We start from the raw sequence: 19,422 nt of genomic DNA, 5'->3' as shown, positions 1-19,422 counted from the left end.
CATGCGTACTGTTAGTTTTAAAGCATTGTCTGCCGTGGTGGTGTTTGCCATCTTTCTGGCCGGTTGCTCCGAACCTCAAGAGCAGGTCATCGAAAAGCCCGGGCCGGTCCAATTCGAATCCGGTGATGAATGCCACGTCTGCGGCATGGCTATCACCGGTTTCGGTGGGCCAAAAGGCGAAGCCATCACCGCCCGCGAGCAGCAAGTACACAAGTTCTGTTCAACCCGCGACATGTTCTCCTGGGCGCTGCAGCCCGAAAACGCAAAGCGTGACCACACCCTCTACGTCCACGACATGGCCCAGACTGACTGGGAACGCCCGGACGACACCGCATTGATCGACGCCCGGAAAGCTTTCTTTGTGGTGGGATCAGAGCGCACTGGCGCCATGGGGCCAACCCTGGCTTCGTTTGCAACGGAAAATTCAGCGGTAGAGTTCGCCAATGAATTTGGTGGAGAAGTAGTCGGGTTCAAAGAGGTGACTATGCAACACCTGACCCAGGACATGAATCAGACTATGTCGGGCCACAACATGGACATGGGTAATCACGACGGCAATCACTAAAGTCGCATGAGCCCGGAGGGCCCACCCACTTCCGGGCGTTAACTCCGGGTCAGAGGTCCAGGGCCTCAGCCTCCAGTCATATTCATAAACCGAAGAATCTGGACATCACCTTCAGTAGAGAAGTGGTGGCGCTCAGGTTTCAGGTCCATGGCGTTAATGATGGTTTCCCGCAGCTTGTCATTAGTGACCGGATGGCCGCGCAGAACACGACGCAGGTCGACGGAATGCTCATTGCCAAGACAAAGCAGCAGGCGGCCTTCTACCGTTACCCGAACGCGGTTGCAGGTAGAGCAGAAGTTGTGGGAATGGGGCGAAATAAAACCGACACGGACATCGCTGTCCGGCATCCGGTAATAGCGGGCAGGGCCACCGGAATCTTCAGGCGTGGGGACCAGTTCATGGCGCTGGCTGATGATATCCCGAACCTCATCACTGGTGCATAGCACCTCACCACGGTCATGCTCGGAGATTTCACCCAGTGGCATTTCCTCGATAAAGGTAATGTCCACCTTCTTCTTGCGGGCAAACTCCACCAGTTCCGGCACTTCCTGGTCGTTACCACCTTTCATGACCACGGTATTGAGCTTGATGCCTTCAAAACCGGCTTCTTTGGCAGCGTCGATACCATCAAGCACCTGGGCAAGCTTGCCGGTGCGGGTGATGCGGCTGAACTTGTCGGCATCCAGGGAATCCAGGCTGATATTCAGCCGTTTGAGTCCGGCTTTGCGCAGTGGCTCTGCCATGGTTGGCAACTGGCTGCCGTTAGTGGTCATGGCAAAGTCCCGCAGACCGTAGCTGCCGATTTCCTTGACCAGTTCCAGAATATCCCGCCGTACTAAAGGCTCGCCCCCGGTCAGCCGGATTTTCTCGGTACCCAGGGAAACAAAGGTTCTAGCCACGCGGGCAATCTCTTCCAGTGTCAGCACTTGCTGGCGGGGCAGGAACGTCATTTCCTCGGCCATGCAGTACACGCAGCGGAAATCGCAGCGGTCAGTAACGGACAGGCGCACGTAGTTAACGGTGCGACCGAAACGGTCTGTCAGCTTGGATTGTGCCATGGGCAGGTGTCCCCATCTGGAAGCTTTGTATAAAGGATAACCATAGTATTGCAGATAATTCGCCTCAATCCGATACCTCTCGCGGAGTAACTCCTGGCCAGAAATGAAAGCGGGGCCGACATCGACCCCGCTGTGGGCGGACAGGCTTACGCCTGCTCGGGAGTGGCGCCTTCGGATATTTTCTCGACAGGCCGCAGATCCGGGAAGAAGATCCCTTTCACCACCTGCCAGGTTACCGCCAGGGCGCCAATGATGAAGACCACGTCGCCAATGGTTCTCACCCAGCGCAGGGTCTGCAGAATATCACTCTGCATGAAGGCTTCGCTGCGGGCGTACCACAGACCTTCGCTGGCGCTGGCCACGAACTGGATGATGCCGATGGGCAGCAGGCTGGTGAACAGCATCAGTACCAGGCCAATGTTCAGCCACCAAAAGCCCACCTTCATCAACCGCTCGTCAAAGACAATGCGCGGGCGGATGTAGCGCAGGATCATCAGTGCGAAACCCAGGGCCAGGAAGCCGTAGACACCGAACAAGGCTGCATGGGCGTGGGTGGGCGTAGTGTTCAGCCCCTGGATGTAATACAGCGCGATCGGTGGGTTGATCATGAACCCGAGTACGCCTGCACCCAGCATGTTCCAGAAGGCAACAGCCACGAAGAAGGTCAGCGGCCAGCGGATATTTTCCATCCACGGAGCGCGGGACTTCAGGCGCCAGTTTTCCCAGGCCTCGTAGCCGAGAACCACCAGCGGCACCACTTCCAGCGCACTGAAGGTAGCACCCACCGCCATCACCGGAGTGGTGGTGCCGGAGAAGTACAGGTGGTGGAAGGTGCCCGGTACACCACCGAGCATGAACAGGCTGGCCGAGGCCAGGCTGGCGGATGTCGCCACGGTGCGGGACACCAGGCCCATGCTGCAGAAGATGAACGCCAGGGCAGCGGTGGCGAACACCTCGAAGAAGCCTTCTACCCACAGGTGGACAATCCACCAGCGCCAGTATTCCATGATGGAGATGTGAGTGCGCTCGCCATAGAAGAAACCGGCGCCGTAAAACAGGCCGATGGCGACTACCGAGGCGGTCAGCAGGGCCAGCAGGTTCTTGTCACCGGGCTGACGCAGGGCAGGCACAATGCCGCGAAGCATCAGTACCAGCCAGAACACGATGCCGAGGAATTTGCCAATCTGCCAGAGGCGGCCAAGGTCCACATACTCGTAACCCTGGTGACCCAGCATGAAGCTGAGGTTCGCTGGCATGATCTGCGAGATGGCCAGGAAGTTGCCGATGAAGGATCCGCCAACTACAACCACCAGAGCCCAGAACAGAAGGTCGACACCCAGTTTCTGGAATTTCGGGTCCTTGCCACCATTGATGATGGGAGCGAGGAACAGGCCGGCGGCCAGGAAGCCGGTGGCGATCCAGAACATGGCGGCCTGAATGTGCCAGGTACGCAGCAGGGAATAGGGGAACCATTCCGAGGTGTTGATGCCGTAGAAGCTCTGACCTTCCACCGTGTAATGCGCGGTAAAGCCGCCGAGCATGACCTGGAAGGTGAACAGACCCACCACCAGTAACAGGTATTTGCCCAGTGCTTTCTGGGAAGGCGTGAGCCCGACGGCGCTCAGCGGATCCTTGAGCGGCGCTTCCGGTTCCTCATCTTCTTTGCGCAGGAAAGCCCAGGCCCAGATCAGACCACCTACGCCGGCAATCAGTAGTACCACACTGATCAACGACCAGACGACGTTTTCCGCGCTGGGTTTGTTGTCAATCAAAGGCTCGTGGGGCCAGTTATTGGTGTAGGTGACGTCACTATCGGGACGCTCCGTGGCGGCAGCCCAGGCGGTCCAGAAGAAGAACTCGGTCATCTGCTCGCGGCGCTCGGCGCTGGGCAGGGTGTTCTCCTTCATCGCGTAGTTTTCACGGGTGGACTGCAGCTCCGGTGCGTTGCTGAACAGCCGGCTGTAGTAGTCGGCTGTTTCGGCAATGGCGGCAGTCCTGCGTTCCGACAGGTGAAGGGTGCTGGTGGCGTCGTCGTAGGTGTTGGTGCGGTATTCGGTCTTCAGGTCGTACTGAAGGGCGTTCTGCTCCTGCCCGCTGAGGCTGTGCCAGTCTTGCCCGTACTCTTCCTGAGCAGCAATTTCCAGCCAGGTTTCCAGTTCCCTGTGCAACCAGTCAGCCGTCCAGTCAGGTGCCTGGTAGGCCCCATGCCCCCATATGGAGCCAAGCTGCATGCCGCCGACCGACTGCCAGGCAGTCTGGCCGTCGAGAATGCTTTCTTCGGTCATCAGGGTGTCGCCGTTGGCGGACACAACCCGATCCGGAATGGGGGGTGCAGCGCGGTAGACCTCTGCACCAAAGTATCCCAGCAACGTGAAGGTAACCCCCACGATTGCGATCAGTAAAAACCATAGACGGCGGTATTTGGCCATGTTGAGCGTCTCCCTTATGACCATCGATACGATGGAGAGAATGTGATTCCGGGTTGAGTATGTTGATGAAGCATGCGTTCACGCCCCAGTTAAGATGTAAAAATAATACATCTTTATATTTGAGAGTGTAAACGCCATGAGTTGATATATTTGGTGGTAGTTAAGTCACCAATAATGGGTATGGACGCAGATACTGGTTGCGTGCGTGCGCAAACGACATTAATCTTTAAGGTGTATTCATTATATTTGTTATGGAGGGGGTGTGATGGAGAGGTTGTTGTCCTTTTCCAACGGCGCGCTTTTCTGGTCAGCAGTAGGGCTGCTTGTGGCCGTGCTTCTGGCTTACCCTTTATCCGACCTTCTGGCCATGCCGTATCAGATACTGGCACACATCGGAACGTTGCTGTTTGCGGTGGGTATCAAGATTGCCTACGTGGCGAGACTGGTGTCGTTGAAGCAACTGGGGAGGCCTGTGCACTGAATGCTGGTAGACTATAGAGCACAACACCATGTGACAGAGCTTTCGCAGATGAATAATGCTCCCGGAAGAACCGTATTCAAGTTTCTTGCGTATATGTTTGCTGGCATCGGCCTGCTGGGTGTCGTTCTTCCGTTACTGCCGACCACCCCGTTCATACTGCTGGCCGCGTTTTTCGCCAGTAAAGGGTCGCCGGAATTTGCCTCATGGCTGGAAAATCATCGTACGTTCGGGCCGGCCATTGAGAACTGGAGAGCGCGCAGGGCAGTTCCCAGGCGTGGCAAGGTTCTCGCCTGCGTAATGCTGGTGATCAGCTGGTCGATTCTCTTCCTGTCAGGCGCGTCGACAGCCTTGTTGGCGGGGCTTGGCCTGTTTTTTATCGGGCTGGCGGCCTTCCTGATTACCAGGCCGTCGTATTGAGCTTCTCATTCGCATCCTTGGAGTAAACGAATGCACATCACCCGCTACACAGACTATTCGATGCGTGTGCTGATATATCTGGCAGTGCAGGGTGACCGCCTGGCGACCATCCAGGAAATTGCCGACAGCTACGATATCTCCAAGAACCACTTGATGAAGGTGGTTCATCAGCTTAACAAGAAGGGATACATCGAAACGGTGCGGGGTAAGAAAGGAGGGATGCGCCTGCATATGGCGCCGGAAGACATCAATATTGGTGTACTGGTGAGGGAAACGGAGCAGGATATGAGTATCGTCGAATGTTTTTCCTCGGGCGCTGCCTGCCGGATCACGCCGGTATGCGGGCTGAAGTCGATGTTTGGGGAAGCTCTGAAGGCGTTTCTGGAAACCCTCGACAAATACACGCTGGCCGATGTGGTTCAGAACCAGCACCGGCCGCAATTACTCAGATTGTTACAGATTGCCTGAATCAGGCTGATTGAGGCAGAGCCGTCCACTTCTCCCGCAGGCGGTCAGGCAGTGAGTAGCTGAGGATCCGCTTGAGCACGGTGCCATACTGTCCGGCGAAGCTGCCGGTATTGTAGTGGATACCATGCTTCTTGCAGACCGCCTGGACCTTCTCTGAGATTTCGGGGTAGCGGTGTGCCGGCAGATCCGGGAACACGTGGTGCTCCATCTGATAGCTCAGGTGGCCACTCAGCAGGTGAACAAACCGGTTACCCGAGAAGTTGGATGACCCGGTCAGCTGGCGCAGGTACCAGTGCCCCTTGCTTTCACCTTCACACTCTTCCTCGGTAAAGGTCTCTGCATCCTGAGTGAAGTGACCGCAGAAAATCACCGTGGATGACCACAGGTTGCGCATCAGGTTGGCGCTGATATTGCCGGCCAGCACGATCGGTGCAACCGGGAAGGTGATCAGCGGAAAGAACACGTAATCCTTGAACGCCTGACGGCCACCCTTGCGGAAGAACCCTTTCAGGAACGGCAGCTTCTCTTTCAGGCTGACTTCGCCGCGGCGAATACGCTCGAATTCCAGCTCATGCAGCCCCACGCCCCACTGGAAAAATACGCTCAGCAGAATGTAGTTGATGAACTGCAGGCTGTGGGCCGGGCGCCATTTCTCGTCATCGCTCAGGCGGAGCAGGGCATAGCCATAGTCCCGGTCCTTACCAATGATGTTGGTGTAGGTGTGGTGCTCGTAGTTGTGGGTCAGACGCCAGGAGTCGCCGGTGCACACGGTGTCCCACTCGTAGGTCTGTGAGTGCAGGGACGGATCGTTCATCCAGTCGTACTGACCGTGCATGACGTTGTGACCGATTTCCATGTTCTCAATGATCTTGGAAATGCCCAGCGCCGCGGTCGCCGCCACAAAAACCGGGGGAATAAAGCCGAAGGGCATCATTACCCGACCGCCGACTTCCAGCGCCCGGTGCAGGCGTACGACACGACGGATGTAGTTGGCGTCACGCTCACCCAGGTCGGCGAGTACCTCGTCGCGGATGGCGTTCAGGTCTTGTTCAAGCTCGTTCAGTTGTGCTTCGGTCATCTGTTTCATGATGGTACTCCTGTCTTTTTCAGTTAAAGCTCAACGGTAACGGGGCCCTGAGGAACGGATATGCACAATTGAATGTTCTCCTCTCCGGGCCCGGAGCTTTTTCCGGTTAAACGATTAACGACGGTGCCGCTGGTTTTCTTGCAGCTGCACTGGTGACAAATCCCCATGCGGCAGCCGTAACGGGGTGACAGCTTTGCGGCCTCGGCAATGTCCAGCAGCGGAGCGTCGCCTTCTGACGACACGCTGATATCACTGTTGCTGAAACGGACCTCGCCACCGAGGCTATCGGAATCCAGGGCGGCCTGGGGCGCGGCGAAGAACGTGCTGTGCATTCTGTCTTCGCCAATGCCGCGTTGAGTCAGCAGGTCAGTGGCCAGATCCATCAGGCCCTTCGGACCGCACAGGTAGCAGCGGCGAGCGTCAATGTCAGATACTTCATCAAGATCGGCTTCTTTCAGAAAGCGCGGCGTCTCACTCTCATTGGTTGCAATGATGTTGAGGGTGAGCGCGGTCCAGTTCTGGCGAAGCTCGTACAGTTTCTGCGCGGCAATGATGTCTGCCTGGGTGCGTACGAAATACAGCAGGGTCACCGGAGCCTGGTACTCGGAAGTCGCCAGGGTTTCCAACTGACTCAGTACCGGTGTGATGCCACTACCACCAGCGATATAGAGCAGCGGTTCGCCGGCTTCGGGAGTCAGGAAGTCGCCAAACGCTTCGCCCAGACCAAGGGTGGCGCCCGGCTTCAGGTTGTCGTGCATCCAGTTGGTGACCAGGCCGCCCGGCAGGCGTTTGATGGTCAGCGTAACGGTTCCGTTGTCGTGCCACTGCGCGGGCGCACTGGACAGGCTGAAGGTCCGGTTCCGGCGAACGCCATCAATATCAATACAGATGTTCACATGCTGACCGGCCTGGAATCCTGCCCAACGTTTCGCAGGTTTCAGAACGAAAGTTTTGGTGTCGGCGGTCTCGTCTTCAATGCGTTCAACCCGCGCTGGTGTGTACTGTTGTACCCACATCGGGTTGATACGTTCCAGCAGCGGGTCAAAAAAAGCAGCCGGATCTTCCCGGTTAAAAAGCTGCTTGCCCAGCCACTGTAAGGCGGATGTTTTTTCGATTCTGGATAACATAATGGCTCTCTCTATCTGTACCGTTGTGTACAGTTGTTCACTTATGTGTACGACTGTACACAGGGAGTTGTTGGTGGGCAATTGGTATTTTTGCTGTTGGCGCAAAATGACAAGCTTCAGGTACTTTATCTTTCCGAAATGTGTACACTTGTGTACCTGGTATAACTGAAACCTGCAGTACGGTGAGGGCATGGCAGAAAAGCAGCGGCGCAAGCCGGGAGAGACCCGGGAAAAACTGATGAGTGCGGCATTAACCCTCGTTGGCAAGGGCCGGCATTTTGCCAGTCTGGGCATACGCGAAGTGACCCGTCAGGCAGGTGTGGTACCCACGTCCTTCTATCGGCACTTCCGCAACATGGACGATCTGGGGTTGCAGCTTGTTGACGAGCTGGGGCTTGTGCTGCGACGTATGATGCGGGAAGCGCGCAACAACGTATTGCAGGCAGACAAGTTGATGGAAGAGTCGGTCGGCATTTTTATCAACCATGTGCAGGCAAACCGGAGTTTCTTCTTCTTTATGGCCCAGGGCCTGGCGGGGGAGAGTCGCGCCGTGCAGGAGGGGATTCGCAGTGAGATGCGGTTCTTTGCCAGCGAGCTGGCTAACGATCTGAGACGTTTACGGCTGGCGGAACACCTGAGTGACGCCGATCTGGATATGACCTGTGACCTGGTGGTGCGAACGGTGGCTTTCTGTCTCACCGACCTGTTGGGCGTTTCTCCGGATGACGATTACCAGGTTGACCAGATCCGGAAGCGGACCACCCGCTTCCTTCAACTGATCTTTGTCGGTGCCGCTCACTGGCAGAGTGGCAAGGCCTGACGGGAATCAGGCCTTTTGACGGGGCGCTTGCTTTTCCGTTTCAGGCTTTGGCGGCAGAATCAGGTTTTCCAATTCGTCCAGCGCTTCACCGGTATACACCGCGAGCTTCTGCATACTGGGCAACGTATCCCGGCATCCCGTGAAGCCGAAGTTCAATGCGCCCGCATAACTCAGACAGGTAATGTTGAGTGCACCGCCATGGGCAATCAGGGACACCGGGTACATGGCTTCCAGCTTTGCCCCTTCGTAATAAAGGGTGCGCTGAGGCCCCGGAACGTTAGAGATGGTGACGTTGAACACCGGGCGCATCCTTCCCCCCATGCCGGACATCAACTGCAGGATGTAGGGCGACATCAACAGCATGGTGTACTGGGTCAGGGCGCTTTTGGGCAGCTTTTGCAGATGCTCCTTGGCGCGACGCGTAGACGACTTGATGTCCTGCAGCCGGGCCAGGGGATCGGCAGTATTCGTTGCCAGCGAGGCGATCATGAAGCTGATCTGGGTGCCGGTGCCCTGGTCATCCGCGGGGCGGATATTGACCGGAATTCCGGCCGTAAGGGGTGTGTCCGGCAGGTTATCCTGTTCCAGCAGGAAACGACGCAGGGCGGTACCACAAAGATACAGCACAATGTCATTGAGTGATCCGCCAGACACCCGGGCCAGTTCCTTGAGCCGGTCCAGTTGGTGATGCTGGGTGGCAAACCGGCGCTGGCCGGTGACCCGGTGGTTGAGGGTGGATAGCGGGCCGGTAAAAGGCGCCGTCAGCCCATCCTCCGGATGCCGGGCTGAATGAATCAGCCGATTCATGGCCTGCCACAGCCGGGGCGCCATATCCGCCTGCAGTTTCAGGGCGTCCATGGCCTGGGATACCGCAGCGGGAATTGTGGCTTCCTTATCGGTCTTGCTGCCCCGGCGGCGCTCCGGTTTGACGGACCACGGCGGCAGCATCTCGGTTTTGTGCGGGTCGGTTGTCAGCACCCGTTGCATCAGGCGGACGCCGCTGATGCCATCAATCATGGAGTGATGCATCTTGGTGTAGAGGGCAAAACGGTTGTTCTCCAGGCCTTCAATCACATGGCATTCCCAGAGTGGACGGGAAAAGTCCAGCGGGTTGGAATGCAGGCGCGATACCAGGATGCCAAGCTCACGCTCTCCGCCGGGCTTTGGCAGGGCAGAGTGGCGTACGTGATAATCCAGGTCGATGTCCTTGTCGACTTTCCAGGCGGGAGCGACCAGCCGCCCCAAAAATCCTGAAAAGGCCAGTTTTGAGCACCAGGGCGGTGCCACATCACCGGTTTCCTTCATCCGGTTGATCATATCCCGGAGGAAGGTCTCCGGGGCTCCTTCAGGTAAAGAAAAAATCTGCAGCGTACCCACGTGCATGGGGGTATCTTCAGATTCCACTGCCAGCCAGGAGGCGTCCAGGGTTCCCAGGCGTTTCATTCGTGTCTCGTCCTTATGTCCTTGTTGTGCTTCAGCTACTTATTGTCAGCCCGCACGGATTATTAGTTGTTTTGCAAAAGTATACGCAACATTACGGATCAATCACACGAATAACCGGGGCAATGGTTCCCTATCGTCAGTCGCTGTGACGGGATGCGTTCGTTACATGTTGTTGCGAAATGTCTGTCACCGGGAGGGACCGGCTTGTGCTACCTTTCATGGCCAACTAACTTCATAAAAACAACAATCTGGAGGCAGTGTGGAATCCAGCCCAATGATTTCAGCCGGGTTACCGGTCGCCCTGTTTATTATCATGATCGGTATCGGGATGACCCTGACGGTTCGCGATTTCCGTCAGGTAGCGGTGTATCCGAAGGGAATGATCGTCGGAACCGTGGCTCAGATTCTGGTGATGCCGCTGGTGGCTTTTGCCCTGGCCAGCCTGCTGGCTGTTCCACCCGCGATTGCCGTGGGCCTGGTGATTATTGCTGCCTGCCCGGGTGGAACCACGTCCAATCTGTTTGTCCTGCTGGCCCGTGGAAACATCGCGCTGTCCATTGTCCTGACCGTGAGTGCCAGCCTGATCACCATTCTCACCCTGCCGCTGTTCACCAATCTGGCGCTGGATTTCTACATGGGCACCCAGGAAGCCGTCGTCTTGCCGGTATGGAAGACCGTGGGAATGCTTATTGGCATTGTGCTGTTCCCGGTTGCCATCGGCATGGTGGTCCGGACCCGAAACCCGGCGATGGCGAAGAAGGCCGAGGGTGTGGTCAGCATCTTTGGGGGTGTCGTGCTGGCGGTGTTGATTGTCGGCCTGATTTACGGTGTGCGTGACCAGATATGGGATCTTCTGAAACAGGCGGGCCCGGCCACCATCCTGCTGAATATTGCCGGCATTGCCCTGGGCTTACTGGTCGGGCGGGGCGCTGGGCTGACCCAAAGGGAGTCCCTGGCGGTCGCCGTCGAGCTCGGGGTCAAAAATGGCACCATCGCGCTGATGGTGACCCTGACGTTGCTTGAATCCAGTGCCATGTCCATTCCGGCAGCGGTATACGGGGTGTTGATGTTCCCGATCGGTTTTGTGCTGGCTATGTATGGTCGAAGCATCATTCCGCAATCCTCCATCAAGGCGCCGGCCTCCTGACAGCGCTATTGACACTTTTGCCATGGCCCCCTTGCCACCAGAGACAGAGGGGCCGTTGCTTTTCACTGGTACCCTGAGCTTTCGCTCTGGAGCTCAGGACAATAACAATGACGTTTTACCTTACCCATAATTCCGCAATAGTCATGCGGGCGATGGCCGCCTGCCTGCTGCTCATGCTTTCCACCGCTGCCTGGTCCGATGAAGACCAGTTGCGATCCACGATTTATAACCAGTCCCTTCCGCTTGAGGAGCGCGTGGCAGCGTTTCAGGAACTGACCGGCCTGGAGCCGGACCCGGATCGCGTTTACCGGGTGTGTATCTGGGACATTTTCGGTCGGTCCGGACCCGTCTTCGGGGCAGCACAGGAGCAGCGCAAGAAGATTCTTGAATTCGGCGTTAATGTCGAGATGGTGCCTTACACCAGTGAATCGGTGATGGTGGAGGAACTGAAATCCGGAACCTGTGATGCTGCCTTGATGAGTGGGCTGAGGGCACGGCTGTTCAACCGTTACACCGGTACCCTGGATTCCATTGGCGGATTTCCGGAAAGGGAACAGATGCGCCTGGGGCTGAAGCTGATGGCCGATTCCCGCAGTGCCGAGCGCATGGTCAGCAACGGTTACGTGGTGATGGGCATTGCACCGGCAGGAGCCGCGCATGTGTTCGTCGATGACCGTAAAATCAACACCCTGGCCAAGGCCGCGGGTAAACGGGTGGCGGTACTGGACTACGATCCGGTCCAGGCGGAAATGATCTCCGGCATTGGGGCAACCCCGGTGGTGGCGGACATCGTCAACGCCCCGAACATGTTCAATACCGGTGTTGTGGATGTGCTGGCGGCGCCACTGGCCGCCTATGAAGTCATGGAGCTCTACAAGGGGCTTGAGCCTGATGGCGGTATTGTCGATCTGCCCCTGACCCACATCACAGCGCAGTTGATTGGTCGGTCGGAAGTGGTACCCAACGAGCTGGCGCAATTCGTCCGGGAAGCGTTCTACCAGGGGTTCGATGAAATCATCAGCCGGGTTCGCATGGAAGAAGAGAAAGTGCCGGATAAGTGGTGGATTGAGATTCCCGCCGAGGACCGCCGGGAATACGACCGAATGATGCAGCAGGCGCGGGTGGAGTTACGTGATAAGGGCTACTACAGTGCGGACATGCTGACCCTGCAGCGCAAGATCCGGTGCCGGGCGAATGGCGCCCGGGAGGAATGCACCGATCCGGTGGAGTAACGGATGACCACCGACGCCCGACACCTGCCGGCCAGTCGTGGCCGCACCCTGTCCATCACACTGACCAGTCTGCCGATGCTGGTAATCCTGGTGCTCACCCTGCTGGCCTCAGTGGGGGAGACGCTGCATTCCCGTCTGTTGGAGATTGGCGGGGAAACCTGGCCGGATTACTTCAACTTGCGGGTGATTGAGCAGATCTCCGCGCCGGATTGCCAGGTGGTAGCGGATGCTGACGCCGCCGTGGAACTGGCGGTGGCGGCGAAGAAGGCAGAAATGGCTGCTGATCCGTTTGCCGATGTCTTTGGCGGTAATCTGGACAGGGAAGAGATCCGCTCATCGGTGATGTCGACTTCGGCTGCGTGCAAGAAGCGGCGTGCCGAATGGGATCGTCTGCAATCCCTGAATGGCCCTGGTGTGCAGGCCTTTGCATTGATGGAGACCGGCCTGTCCCGGGCGGTTGTCCTGATCACCGGCAACCGGCGTGTGCTGCTGGGCTTCATGTTGTTGTTCTGCGCCGCCGCGGCGACCCTCGGGCGGCAGCACATTGCGTTGCGTCCGGTCGAATCCCGTCGGGACGACCGGATGGCAACCCTTGCCCAGCTGATCGCAAACAGCCTGCTGACGGCCTCGGCCTGGCTCTATCGTCAGCAGGAACTGGGTCAGGCGGACGCAGGCATACCCCTGGCCCATCTCTTCATGCACGACATCTGGGTGGCGGGGTTTGGCGCGCTGACCCTGATCTCCCTCTGGCAATTTCGGCAGCCAAGACCGGATCTGGCCCCTGGCGGCAGCTGGCCCCGTTCGCTGCTGAGTGTGCCGCTCTACAGTTACATGTGTGTCAGCGCCACCGTGCAGTTTGCCTTTCACGGCTTCTACCATGGCATCGCCGTTTACCTGAACATGATGGCGGAACTGTCGGCGCTGTTCCTCAACCTGGGCCTGTATGTCTGGGTCGGCATGCTATTGGCGAGAACCCATTTACCCCGCAAAGTCTTCGATGTGATCCGTCCCTGGCAGTTGCCACCGAAATGGCTGGGCGTGGTGGTGCTGTTACTGACGGCATTGCCCACCGCCTACAGCGGCGCTTCCGGTATCTTTATTCTCGCCGCCGGCCTGACCCTCTACCGGGAACTGCGGCGGGCCGGTACTTCCGAGCAACTGGCGCTGGCAACCACCGCCATCTCCGGCTCCATGGGGACCATGCTCAGACCCTGCTTGCTGGTGGTGATCGTTGCCACTCTCAACAACAGTGTCACCACGGATGAGCTGTTCAGTGCCGGTGCCCGCGTACTGTTGCTGACGGCCACGGTCTATGCGGTATACGTATTCCTGTTGGGCGGTGCATCCGCAGGCCGCATCGCTCCGTTACGGGAAGCGGTGCCGGGCACCCTCCGTGCGCTGGTTCCTTTACTGCCGTACATTGCGATTTTTGCGGGAGTGGTGGCTCTGTGGAATGTCCTGCTGGACCGTGGGCTGGATGAGTTCTCCGCCCCCGCCATCCTGCCGCTGATCCTGTTGCTCGTCGTGGGCTATGAACGATGGGTCCTGAAAGTCGGTGACCCGGATGAGGACGATTCTGCCCCTCAGGGCAATGCCCTCCCTCCCGCGGGATTCTCTCAATCGGTCATGCGAGCCACGCGGGACTCCAGTGGGTTGATTGGCGCCCTGTTGATGCTGATGGCACTATCGGTGAGTGTTGGTGGGCTGATCGAGCGGTCGGGCCTGCTGGAACTGTTTCCGGAACAGCTGGGCTCGGTCTGGCTGACCTTGACTCTGCTGATGGGCCTGTTGGTATTTATCGGCATGATTATGGATCCCTACGGGGCGGTGCTGCTGGTTAACGCCACCCTGGCGCCGATCGCTCTGAAGAACGGAATTGATCCCCTGCATTTCTGGGTAATGACGGTGCTGGCCTTCGAAATGGGCTACCTGACGCCGCCGGTCGCCCTCAACCACTTGCTGACCCGTCAGGTGGTCGGCCTGCCAACGGCGTGGGAAAGCCTTCACGGCACCTTCTGGCAAAGGAACTTCCGCTTCATTTTTCCGATACTGGTGATGGGGACCGCGTTGCTTGTCGTGACCTATATTCCGGCCTGGTGGGACACCGGCTTCCGACTGTTGCTGGGTATTCAGCCGTCACCGTAATGGTTATGCTCTGGCTGTGGATTTCATGGACTCCCTGACAGGTGGTTACATTGAACAGGATCAAACGGGGCAGGCAGGTATCACTGGCGGCGGTGTTGGCAGCTGCGGGCTGCGGCTCACCGCTACTGGCACAGCAGACAACCGGGACGGATGACGAACTGGTACTGGAGGTAACCTCTCCGCGCCTGGTTCGTGATCTGTATGAAACGCCTGCGGCGGTGTCGGTGGTCAATGCGCCGGCAATTCGGCAGGGCCAGCAACGGTTGCAGCTGGACGAATCCCTGGACACCGTACCCGGCCTGTTTTTCCAGAACCGTTATAACTTCGCCCAGAACCTGAGGCTGTCGACCCGTGGGTTTGGCGCCAGGGCGCCTTTTGGTATTCGCGGTATCCGCCTTCAGGTGGATGGCATTCCCTATACTCTGCCGGATGGCCAGTCCCAGATCGACGCCGTGGACCTGGACTCCGCCCAGCGCATCGAAGTGATCCGCGGCCCGTCATCGGTGCAGTATGGCAATGCCGCCGGTGGCGTACTCGATATCACCACCGCACGCGGGGATGAGCTGCCCGCCGGCGGACGGCTTCGACTTGATGGCGGCAGCCATGATTACCGCAAGGCGGCGGTTCAGGGTAATGGCACATCCGGTTCTACCAGTGCCATCGCCACTATGTCCTGGCTCAACGTCAACGGTCACCGGGAGCAGAGCGAGGCCGAAAAGGGCCTGTTTAACGGCCGTGTTTCCCATGAGCTGGAGCCGGGTCGGCGGCTGACCGCAACCCTGAATGCCTTGCACAACCCGCAATCGGAAGACCCCGGCGGGCTAACCCGCAGCCAGGCCGAAGAGGACCCGCAACAGGCTACCTTCCTGGCCAAACGGCTGGATGCCGGCCAAAGTGTGAATCAGCAGACCCTGGGGCTTCAGTATGAAGAGGCCGCGGCGCTGAAAGGCCAGCTTACCCTCAATACCTTTTTCAGCCGGCGGGATTTTGCCCAGCAGTTACCGTTCCCGGGCGCCAGCCGGGTTGCCTATGATCGCCAGTTCTATGGCATCAGCTCCGATTATCAGCAGGAGTCCGAGCTGGCGGGCCTGCCGTTGACCTGGGTCGCGGGGGTGGATGTACATCGCCAGTCGGATCAGCGGCGGCGCTATCAGGTGTCATTTGATGGCGAGGTGACGGGCCAGACCCAGGATGAAACCCAGAACGCCACCAATGCGGCAGTATTTGCCCAGGGCGACCTGGCGCTGACGGACCAGCTGAACCTCTCCCTGGGGGCGCGCCTTGATCGCCTGAGACTCTCCATCAGTGACCATCGCCGGGAAGACGGTGACGATTCCGGCAGCCGGACGTTCCGGGAGCTCAGTGGTGTCGCGGGGCTCAGTTACCGCCTGGCGCCCCAGCATCAGGTCTACGGCACCATCGGCACGGCCTTCGAGTCCCCGACCTTTACCGAATTCGCCAATCCCGATGGCAGTGGCGGGTTCAATCCGGACATCGCCCCCCAGGAGGCATTGAACCGGGAAGTGGGGGTGCGCGGGGTCATCGGTGATAGTGTCAGCTACGATATCGCGGTGTTTTCCATTCGGGTGGATGACGAGATCCTGCCCTTTGAGCAGGGTGGTCGGACTTTTTATGAGAATGCCGGCCGCACCGATCGGGATGGCATCGAACTGGGTATGGCCTGGGAGTTGTCCTACGCCTGGCGGGTCACCAGCGCGCTGACACTGGCGGATTACAAACTGCGTGAATTCACCGATGAGCAGGGTAACGATGCCAGTGGAAACCGGCTGCCGGGCCTGCCCCGTGAACAATGGGTCAGCGAGCTGGAATGGCGGGGGCAGGGCAGCCGATTTGCCGCGCTGGAATGGCAATACACGGGTGATCTGTATGCAGAAAACAGCAACCAGACCCGGGTCAGTGATTATTGGTTGTTGGGGTTGCGGGCAGGCGACAGCCTGAGAGTGTCGGATCAGATCCTCAGCCTGTATGCGGGAGTACGCAACCTGCTGGATGAAGACTATTTTGCCAACGTACGCATCAACGCCAACGCAGATCGACCCGTTGAAGAGCGTGGCTACTTCGAGCCGGGGCCGGGACGAACATTCTACGCCGGCCTGGAATGGGCATTCTGACGCTACTCGTCATCGAGCTCCCTCGGCGGGCAGTGATGGTCTTCCACCACCGTGCCCTCCTCGACACTTTCCAAGTGAACGTCAAAACCCCACAAACGATGGGCGTGCCGCAATACCTCATCGGTTTCATTGCCCAGTGGAACCCGGTCGACCGGGATATGTCGCAGTGTCAGTGAGCGGTCACCCCTGACGTCCACGTTCCACACCTGAATGTTCGGTTCCCGGTAACTGAGGTTGTACTGGCGTGCCAGTTTTTCCCGCAGGGCGCGGTAACCGTCCTCGTCGTGAATGGCGGTGATGCGGTACACGTCTTCCTGGTCGTCGTTCTGGATCGAGAACAGTTTGAGATCCCGCATGACCTTGGGGGACAGGAACTGCTGGATGAAGCTTTCGTCCTTGAAGTTCTTCATGGCGAAATGCAGGGTTTCCACCCAGTCCGTGCCGGCGATGTCCGGGAACCACTGGCGGTCTTCATCAGTGGGGTTTTCACAGATCCGCCTCAGATCCGTGTAGATGGAAAAGCCCAGCGTGTAAGGGTTAATGCCGGAATACCACGGGCTGTCAAAGGGCGGCTGGTAGACCACCGCAGTATGGCTTTGCAGGAATTCCAGCATGAAGCCATCGTTCACCAGACCTTTCTCATACAGGCGGTGCAGCAAAGTGTAATGCCAGAAAGAAGCCCAGCCTTCGTTCATCACCTGGGTCTGGCGCTGGGGATAAAAGTACTGGGCCAGCTTGCGCACGATACGGATGATTTCCCGTTGCCAGGTTTCCAGCAACGGGGCGTTTTTCTCGATGAAATAGAGAATGTTTTCCTGAGGGTCCTCCGGGAAGCGTTTTTTGCGCCCTACCGGATCGTCGTCATCGTCCATTTTGGGAATGGTGCGCCAAAGGTCGTTGATGCGACGTTGCTGGTATTCCTCCCGTTCCTTCTGGCGTCTTGATTCCTCTGCCGCCGAGATCGGCGCCGGCCGCTTGTAGCGGTCGACGCCGTAATTCATCAGCGCGTGGCAGGAGTCGAGAATTTCCTCAACCGCATCCACCCCGTAACGCTCCTCGCACTCGGCGACGTAATGCCTGGCAAAGACCAGATAATCGATAATCGCACTGGCATCGGTCCAGGTGCGGAACAGGTAGTTGCCCTTGAAGAAGGAATTATGGCCGTAGGAAGCGTGGGCAATCACCAGCGCCTGCATCGGCAGGGTATTCTCCTCCATCAGGTAGGCGATGCAGGGATTGGAGTTGATGACTATTTCATAGGCCAGCCCCATCTGGCCACGCTGGTAACCCTTGGACGTGCTCAGGAACTGTTTGCCAAAGGACCAGTGATGATAGCCCACGGGCATGCCCACGGAGCTGTAGGCGTCCATCATCTGCTCTGCGCTGATGACTTCAACCTGGTTCGGGTACGTATCCAGACCGAATTCTTCGGCGCATTTGGCGATTTCCTCATCGTATTGCCGGATCAGATCGAAGGTCCATTCCGAACTGGTGGAGATCGGTTCCCTGGCCTTCGATTGATCATTGTCCGGAATGTTCGGGCGGTCGATGATGTCACTCATGCGGCTTTCCTCTCGAACAACTGGCGGAACACCGGGTAGATCTCACCGGGGTCGGCGATTTGTTGCAGGGCAAAGCTCTGGGGGAACTGCTCCTGGATCTTCTCGTACTCGTACCAGAGCATCTGGTGGTCCTGCGGGGTGATCTCCACATAGGCAAAGTATTGCACCAGGGGCAGAAGACTCTCCGACAGAATCTTGCTGCACACGGGCGAGTCGTCGTTCCAGTTATCCCCATCCGACGCCTGGGCGGCGTAGATGTTCCATTCACTGGGGGAATAGCGGGATTCGATAATCTTGTGCATCAGTTTCAGCGCACTGGACACAATCGTGCCGCCGGTCTCCCTGGAGTAGAAGAACTCTTCCTCGTCCACCTCCTTGGCACTGGTGTGGTGGCGAATGAAGACCACTTCAATCTTCTTGTAGTTCTTCCTGAGAAACAGGTACAAGAGAATGAAGAAGCGTTTGGCGATGTCCTTGTGCATCTGCGTCATCGAACCGGACACATCCATCAGGCAGAACATCACCGCACTGGTGGCTGGCTGGGGTTGCTTGACGTGCTGCCGGTAGCGCAGGTCGATTTCATCAATGAAGGGAATGCGCTTCACGTTGGCCTTGAGCCGCGCAATCTCCTCCTCAAGCGCCTGAACCTGATCGTCATGGCTGAACGCCGCGTCCAGATCATCCGGGGCGGACTTCAGCGCGGCGAGCTGTTCTTCCAGATCCCGAATCTTCTTCTTGCGGGCACCTCCCAGGCCAAGTCGTCGGGCATGGGCGCCCCGGAGGGAACGCACCACATCCAGCTTGGCGGGTATGCCCTGGGTGGTGAACCCCGAGCGGACATACTTGAACGCTTCGGTATCCTTGAGTTTCTTGCGGGCGAGGTTGGGCAGCTCCAGGTCGTCGAACAGGAAGTCGAGAAACTCCTCCTGGGTGATCTGGAAGGCAAACTCATCCATGCCTTCCCCGTCTGGACTTGCCTGACCCTGTCCTTGCCCCTGGCCGCCACCGCCCTGGGGTTTGGGCAGGGTATCGCCGGCAACGAACTCCTTGTTCCCGGGGTGAACAACCTCGCGGTTGCCACCCTGGCCGTGATGAAAAATGGGTTCTTCAATGTCCCGGGAGGGGATGCTGACTTTCTCACCCCGCTCAATATCCGTAATGGAGCGGCGCTGTACGGCGTCAGCCACCGCTTTTTTGATGTGATGCCGGTAGCGGCGCAGGAACCGCTCCCGGTTCACTGCGCTCTTGTTTTTGCCGTTCAGGCGACGGTCGACTATGTGGGTCATACCCATAGCTTTACTCCAGTTCA

At 58.1% G+C, this 19,422-nt stretch carries 16 protein-coding genes; 9 read left to right on the top strand and 7 right to left on the bottom strand.

Features of this window, described 5'->3' with window-relative positions; all coding sequences use genetic code 11:
- Position 1: 1 nt before the first annotated feature.
- Positions 2 to 565 carry a nitrous oxide reductase accessory protein NosL gene (locus ACJO3M_RS16675; protein ID WP_407002514.1) on the top strand — a complete coding sequence of 188 codons (564 nt, stop codon included), beginning with the start codon at positions 2 to 4 and terminating at the stop codon, positions 563 to 565.
- 65 nt (positions 566 to 630) lie between these two features.
- On the opposite strand, the gene moaA is transcribed toward ACJO3M_RS16675, so the two are convergent.
- Together moaA and ACJO3M_RS16665 are read right to left on the bottom strand one after the other, a co-directional pair.
- Complete coding sequence (gene moaA, locus ACJO3M_RS16670) at positions 631 to 1,623, bottom strand: GTP 3',8-cyclase MoaA (RefSeq protein ID WP_407002513.1); 993 nt, start codon at positions 1,621 to 1,623, stop codon at positions 631 to 633.
- Positions 1,624 to 1,769: 146 nt separating this feature from the next.
- Complete coding sequence (locus ACJO3M_RS16665; protein ID WP_407002512.1) at positions 1,770 to 4,052, bottom strand: nitric-oxide reductase large subunit; 2,283 nt, start codon at positions 4,050 to 4,052, stop codon at positions 1,770 to 1,772.
- Positions 4,053 to 4,329: 277 nt separating this feature from the next.
- Between ACJO3M_RS16665 and ACJO3M_RS16660 the strand changes: the two genes are divergently transcribed.
- From ACJO3M_RS16660 to ACJO3M_RS16650, 3 genes are read left to right on the top strand one after another with little or no spacing between them, the layout of a single operon-like run.
- Positions 4,330 to 4,533, top strand: a complete 204-nt coding sequence (locus ACJO3M_RS16660; RefSeq protein ID WP_407002511.1) for a hypothetical protein — start codon at positions 4,330 to 4,332, stop codon at positions 4,531 to 4,533.
- Between the two features lie 48 nt (positions 4,534 to 4,581).
- Positions 4,582 to 4,950 carry a YbaN family protein gene (locus ACJO3M_RS16655; RefSeq protein WP_407002510.1) on the top strand — a complete coding sequence of 123 codons (369 nt, stop codon included), beginning with the start codon at positions 4,582 to 4,584 and terminating at the stop codon, positions 4,948 to 4,950.
- A gap of 30 nt (positions 4,951 to 4,980) precedes the next feature.
- Positions 4,981 to 5,418 (top strand): RrF2 family transcriptional regulator, encoded by a 438-nt coding sequence (locus tag ACJO3M_RS16650; protein WP_406987418.1) that lies wholly within the window; start codon positions 4,981 to 4,983, stop codon positions 5,416 to 5,418.
- 1 nt (position 5,419) lies between these two features.
- Here ACJO3M_RS16650 and ACJO3M_RS16645 read toward each other — a convergent pair whose 3' ends face one another.
- Both ACJO3M_RS16645 and ACJO3M_RS16640 read right to left on the bottom strand, forming a co-directional pair.
- Positions 5,420 to 6,505 carry a fatty acid desaturase family protein gene (locus ACJO3M_RS16645; protein WP_407002508.1) on the bottom strand — a complete coding sequence of 362 codons (1,086 nt, stop codon included), beginning with the start codon at positions 6,503 to 6,505 and terminating at the stop codon, positions 5,420 to 5,422.
- Between the two features lie 23 nt (positions 6,506 to 6,528).
- Positions 6,529 to 7,632 carry a ferredoxin reductase gene (locus ACJO3M_RS16640; protein WP_407002507.1) on the bottom strand — a complete coding sequence of 368 codons (1,104 nt, stop codon included), beginning with the start codon at positions 7,630 to 7,632 and terminating at the stop codon, positions 6,529 to 6,531.
- Positions 7,633 to 7,822: 190 nt separating this feature from the next.
- On the opposite strand from ACJO3M_RS16640, the gene ACJO3M_RS16635 reads away from it, so the two are divergent.
- Positions 7,823 to 8,452, top strand: a complete 630-nt coding sequence (locus ACJO3M_RS16635) for a TetR family transcriptional regulator (RefSeq protein WP_406987415.1) — start codon at positions 7,823 to 7,825, stop codon at positions 8,450 to 8,452.
- A 6-nt stretch (positions 8,453 to 8,458) separates the two neighbouring features.
- Here ACJO3M_RS16635 and ACJO3M_RS16630 read toward each other — a convergent pair whose 3' ends face one another.
- The gene (locus tag ACJO3M_RS16630) at positions 8,459 to 9,895 is read right to left on the bottom strand and encodes a WS/DGAT/MGAT family O-acyltransferase (RefSeq protein WP_407002506.1); all 1,437 of its coding nucleotides are present in this window, start codon (positions 9,893 to 9,895) and stop codon (positions 8,459 to 8,461) included.
- 259 nt (positions 9,896 to 10,154) lie between these two features.
- On the opposite strand from ACJO3M_RS16630, the gene ACJO3M_RS16625 reads away from it, so the two are divergent.
- The 4 genes from ACJO3M_RS16625 to ACJO3M_RS16610 all read left to right on the top strand — a co-directional run bounded on the left by ACJO3M_RS16625 (position 10,155) and on the right by ACJO3M_RS16610 (position 16,551).
- Positions 10,155 to 11,042: a bile acid:sodium symporter family protein gene (locus ACJO3M_RS16625; RefSeq protein WP_407002505.1), complete on the top strand. Its 888-nt coding sequence runs from the start codon at positions 10,155 to 10,157 to the stop codon at positions 11,040 to 11,042.
- A gap of 107 nt (positions 11,043 to 11,149) precedes the next feature.
- Entirely contained in the window at positions 11,150 to 12,274 is a 1,125-nt protein-coding gene (locus ACJO3M_RS16620; RefSeq protein ID WP_407002504.1) for a putative solute-binding protein, read from the top strand.
- A gap of 3 nt (positions 12,275 to 12,277) precedes the next feature.
- Positions 12,278 to 14,419 carry a TRAP transporter large permease subunit gene (locus tag ACJO3M_RS16615; protein WP_407002503.1) on the top strand — a complete coding sequence of 714 codons (2,142 nt, stop codon included), beginning with the start codon at positions 12,278 to 12,280 and terminating at the stop codon, positions 14,417 to 14,419.
- 50 nt (positions 14,420 to 14,469) lie between these two features.
- Entirely contained in the window at positions 14,470 to 16,551 is a 2,082-nt protein-coding gene (locus ACJO3M_RS16610; RefSeq protein WP_407002502.1) for a TonB-dependent receptor family protein, read from the top strand.
- 2 nt (positions 16,552 to 16,553) lie between these two features.
- Here the strand turns inward: ACJO3M_RS16610 and ACJO3M_RS16605 are convergent, their stop codons facing one another.
- Together ACJO3M_RS16605 and ACJO3M_RS16600 are read right to left on the bottom strand one after the other, a co-directional pair.
- On the bottom strand, positions 16,554 to 18,113 hold the full coding sequence (locus ACJO3M_RS16605) for a SpoVR family protein (protein ID WP_407002501.1): 1,560 nt from the start codon (positions 18,111 to 18,113) through the stop codon (positions 16,554 to 16,556).
- Positions 18,110 to 19,405, bottom strand: a complete 1,296-nt coding sequence (locus ACJO3M_RS16600; RefSeq protein ID WP_407002500.1) for a YeaH/YhbH family protein — start codon at positions 19,403 to 19,405, stop codon at positions 18,110 to 18,112. The genes ACJO3M_RS16605 and ACJO3M_RS16600 overlap by 4 nt, the downstream gene beginning before the upstream one ends.
- Positions 19,406 to 19,422: the final 17 nt, after the last annotated feature.

This window comes from Marinobacter alkalisoli, from assembly GCF_045449795.1.
In the GTDB taxonomy this organism is placed as follows: Bacteria; Pseudomonadota; Gammaproteobacteria; order Pseudomonadales; family Oleiphilaceae; genus Marinobacter.
Note: the sequence above shows the minus strand (reverse complement) of the source record. Positions and strands in the feature narration are given on the sequence as shown.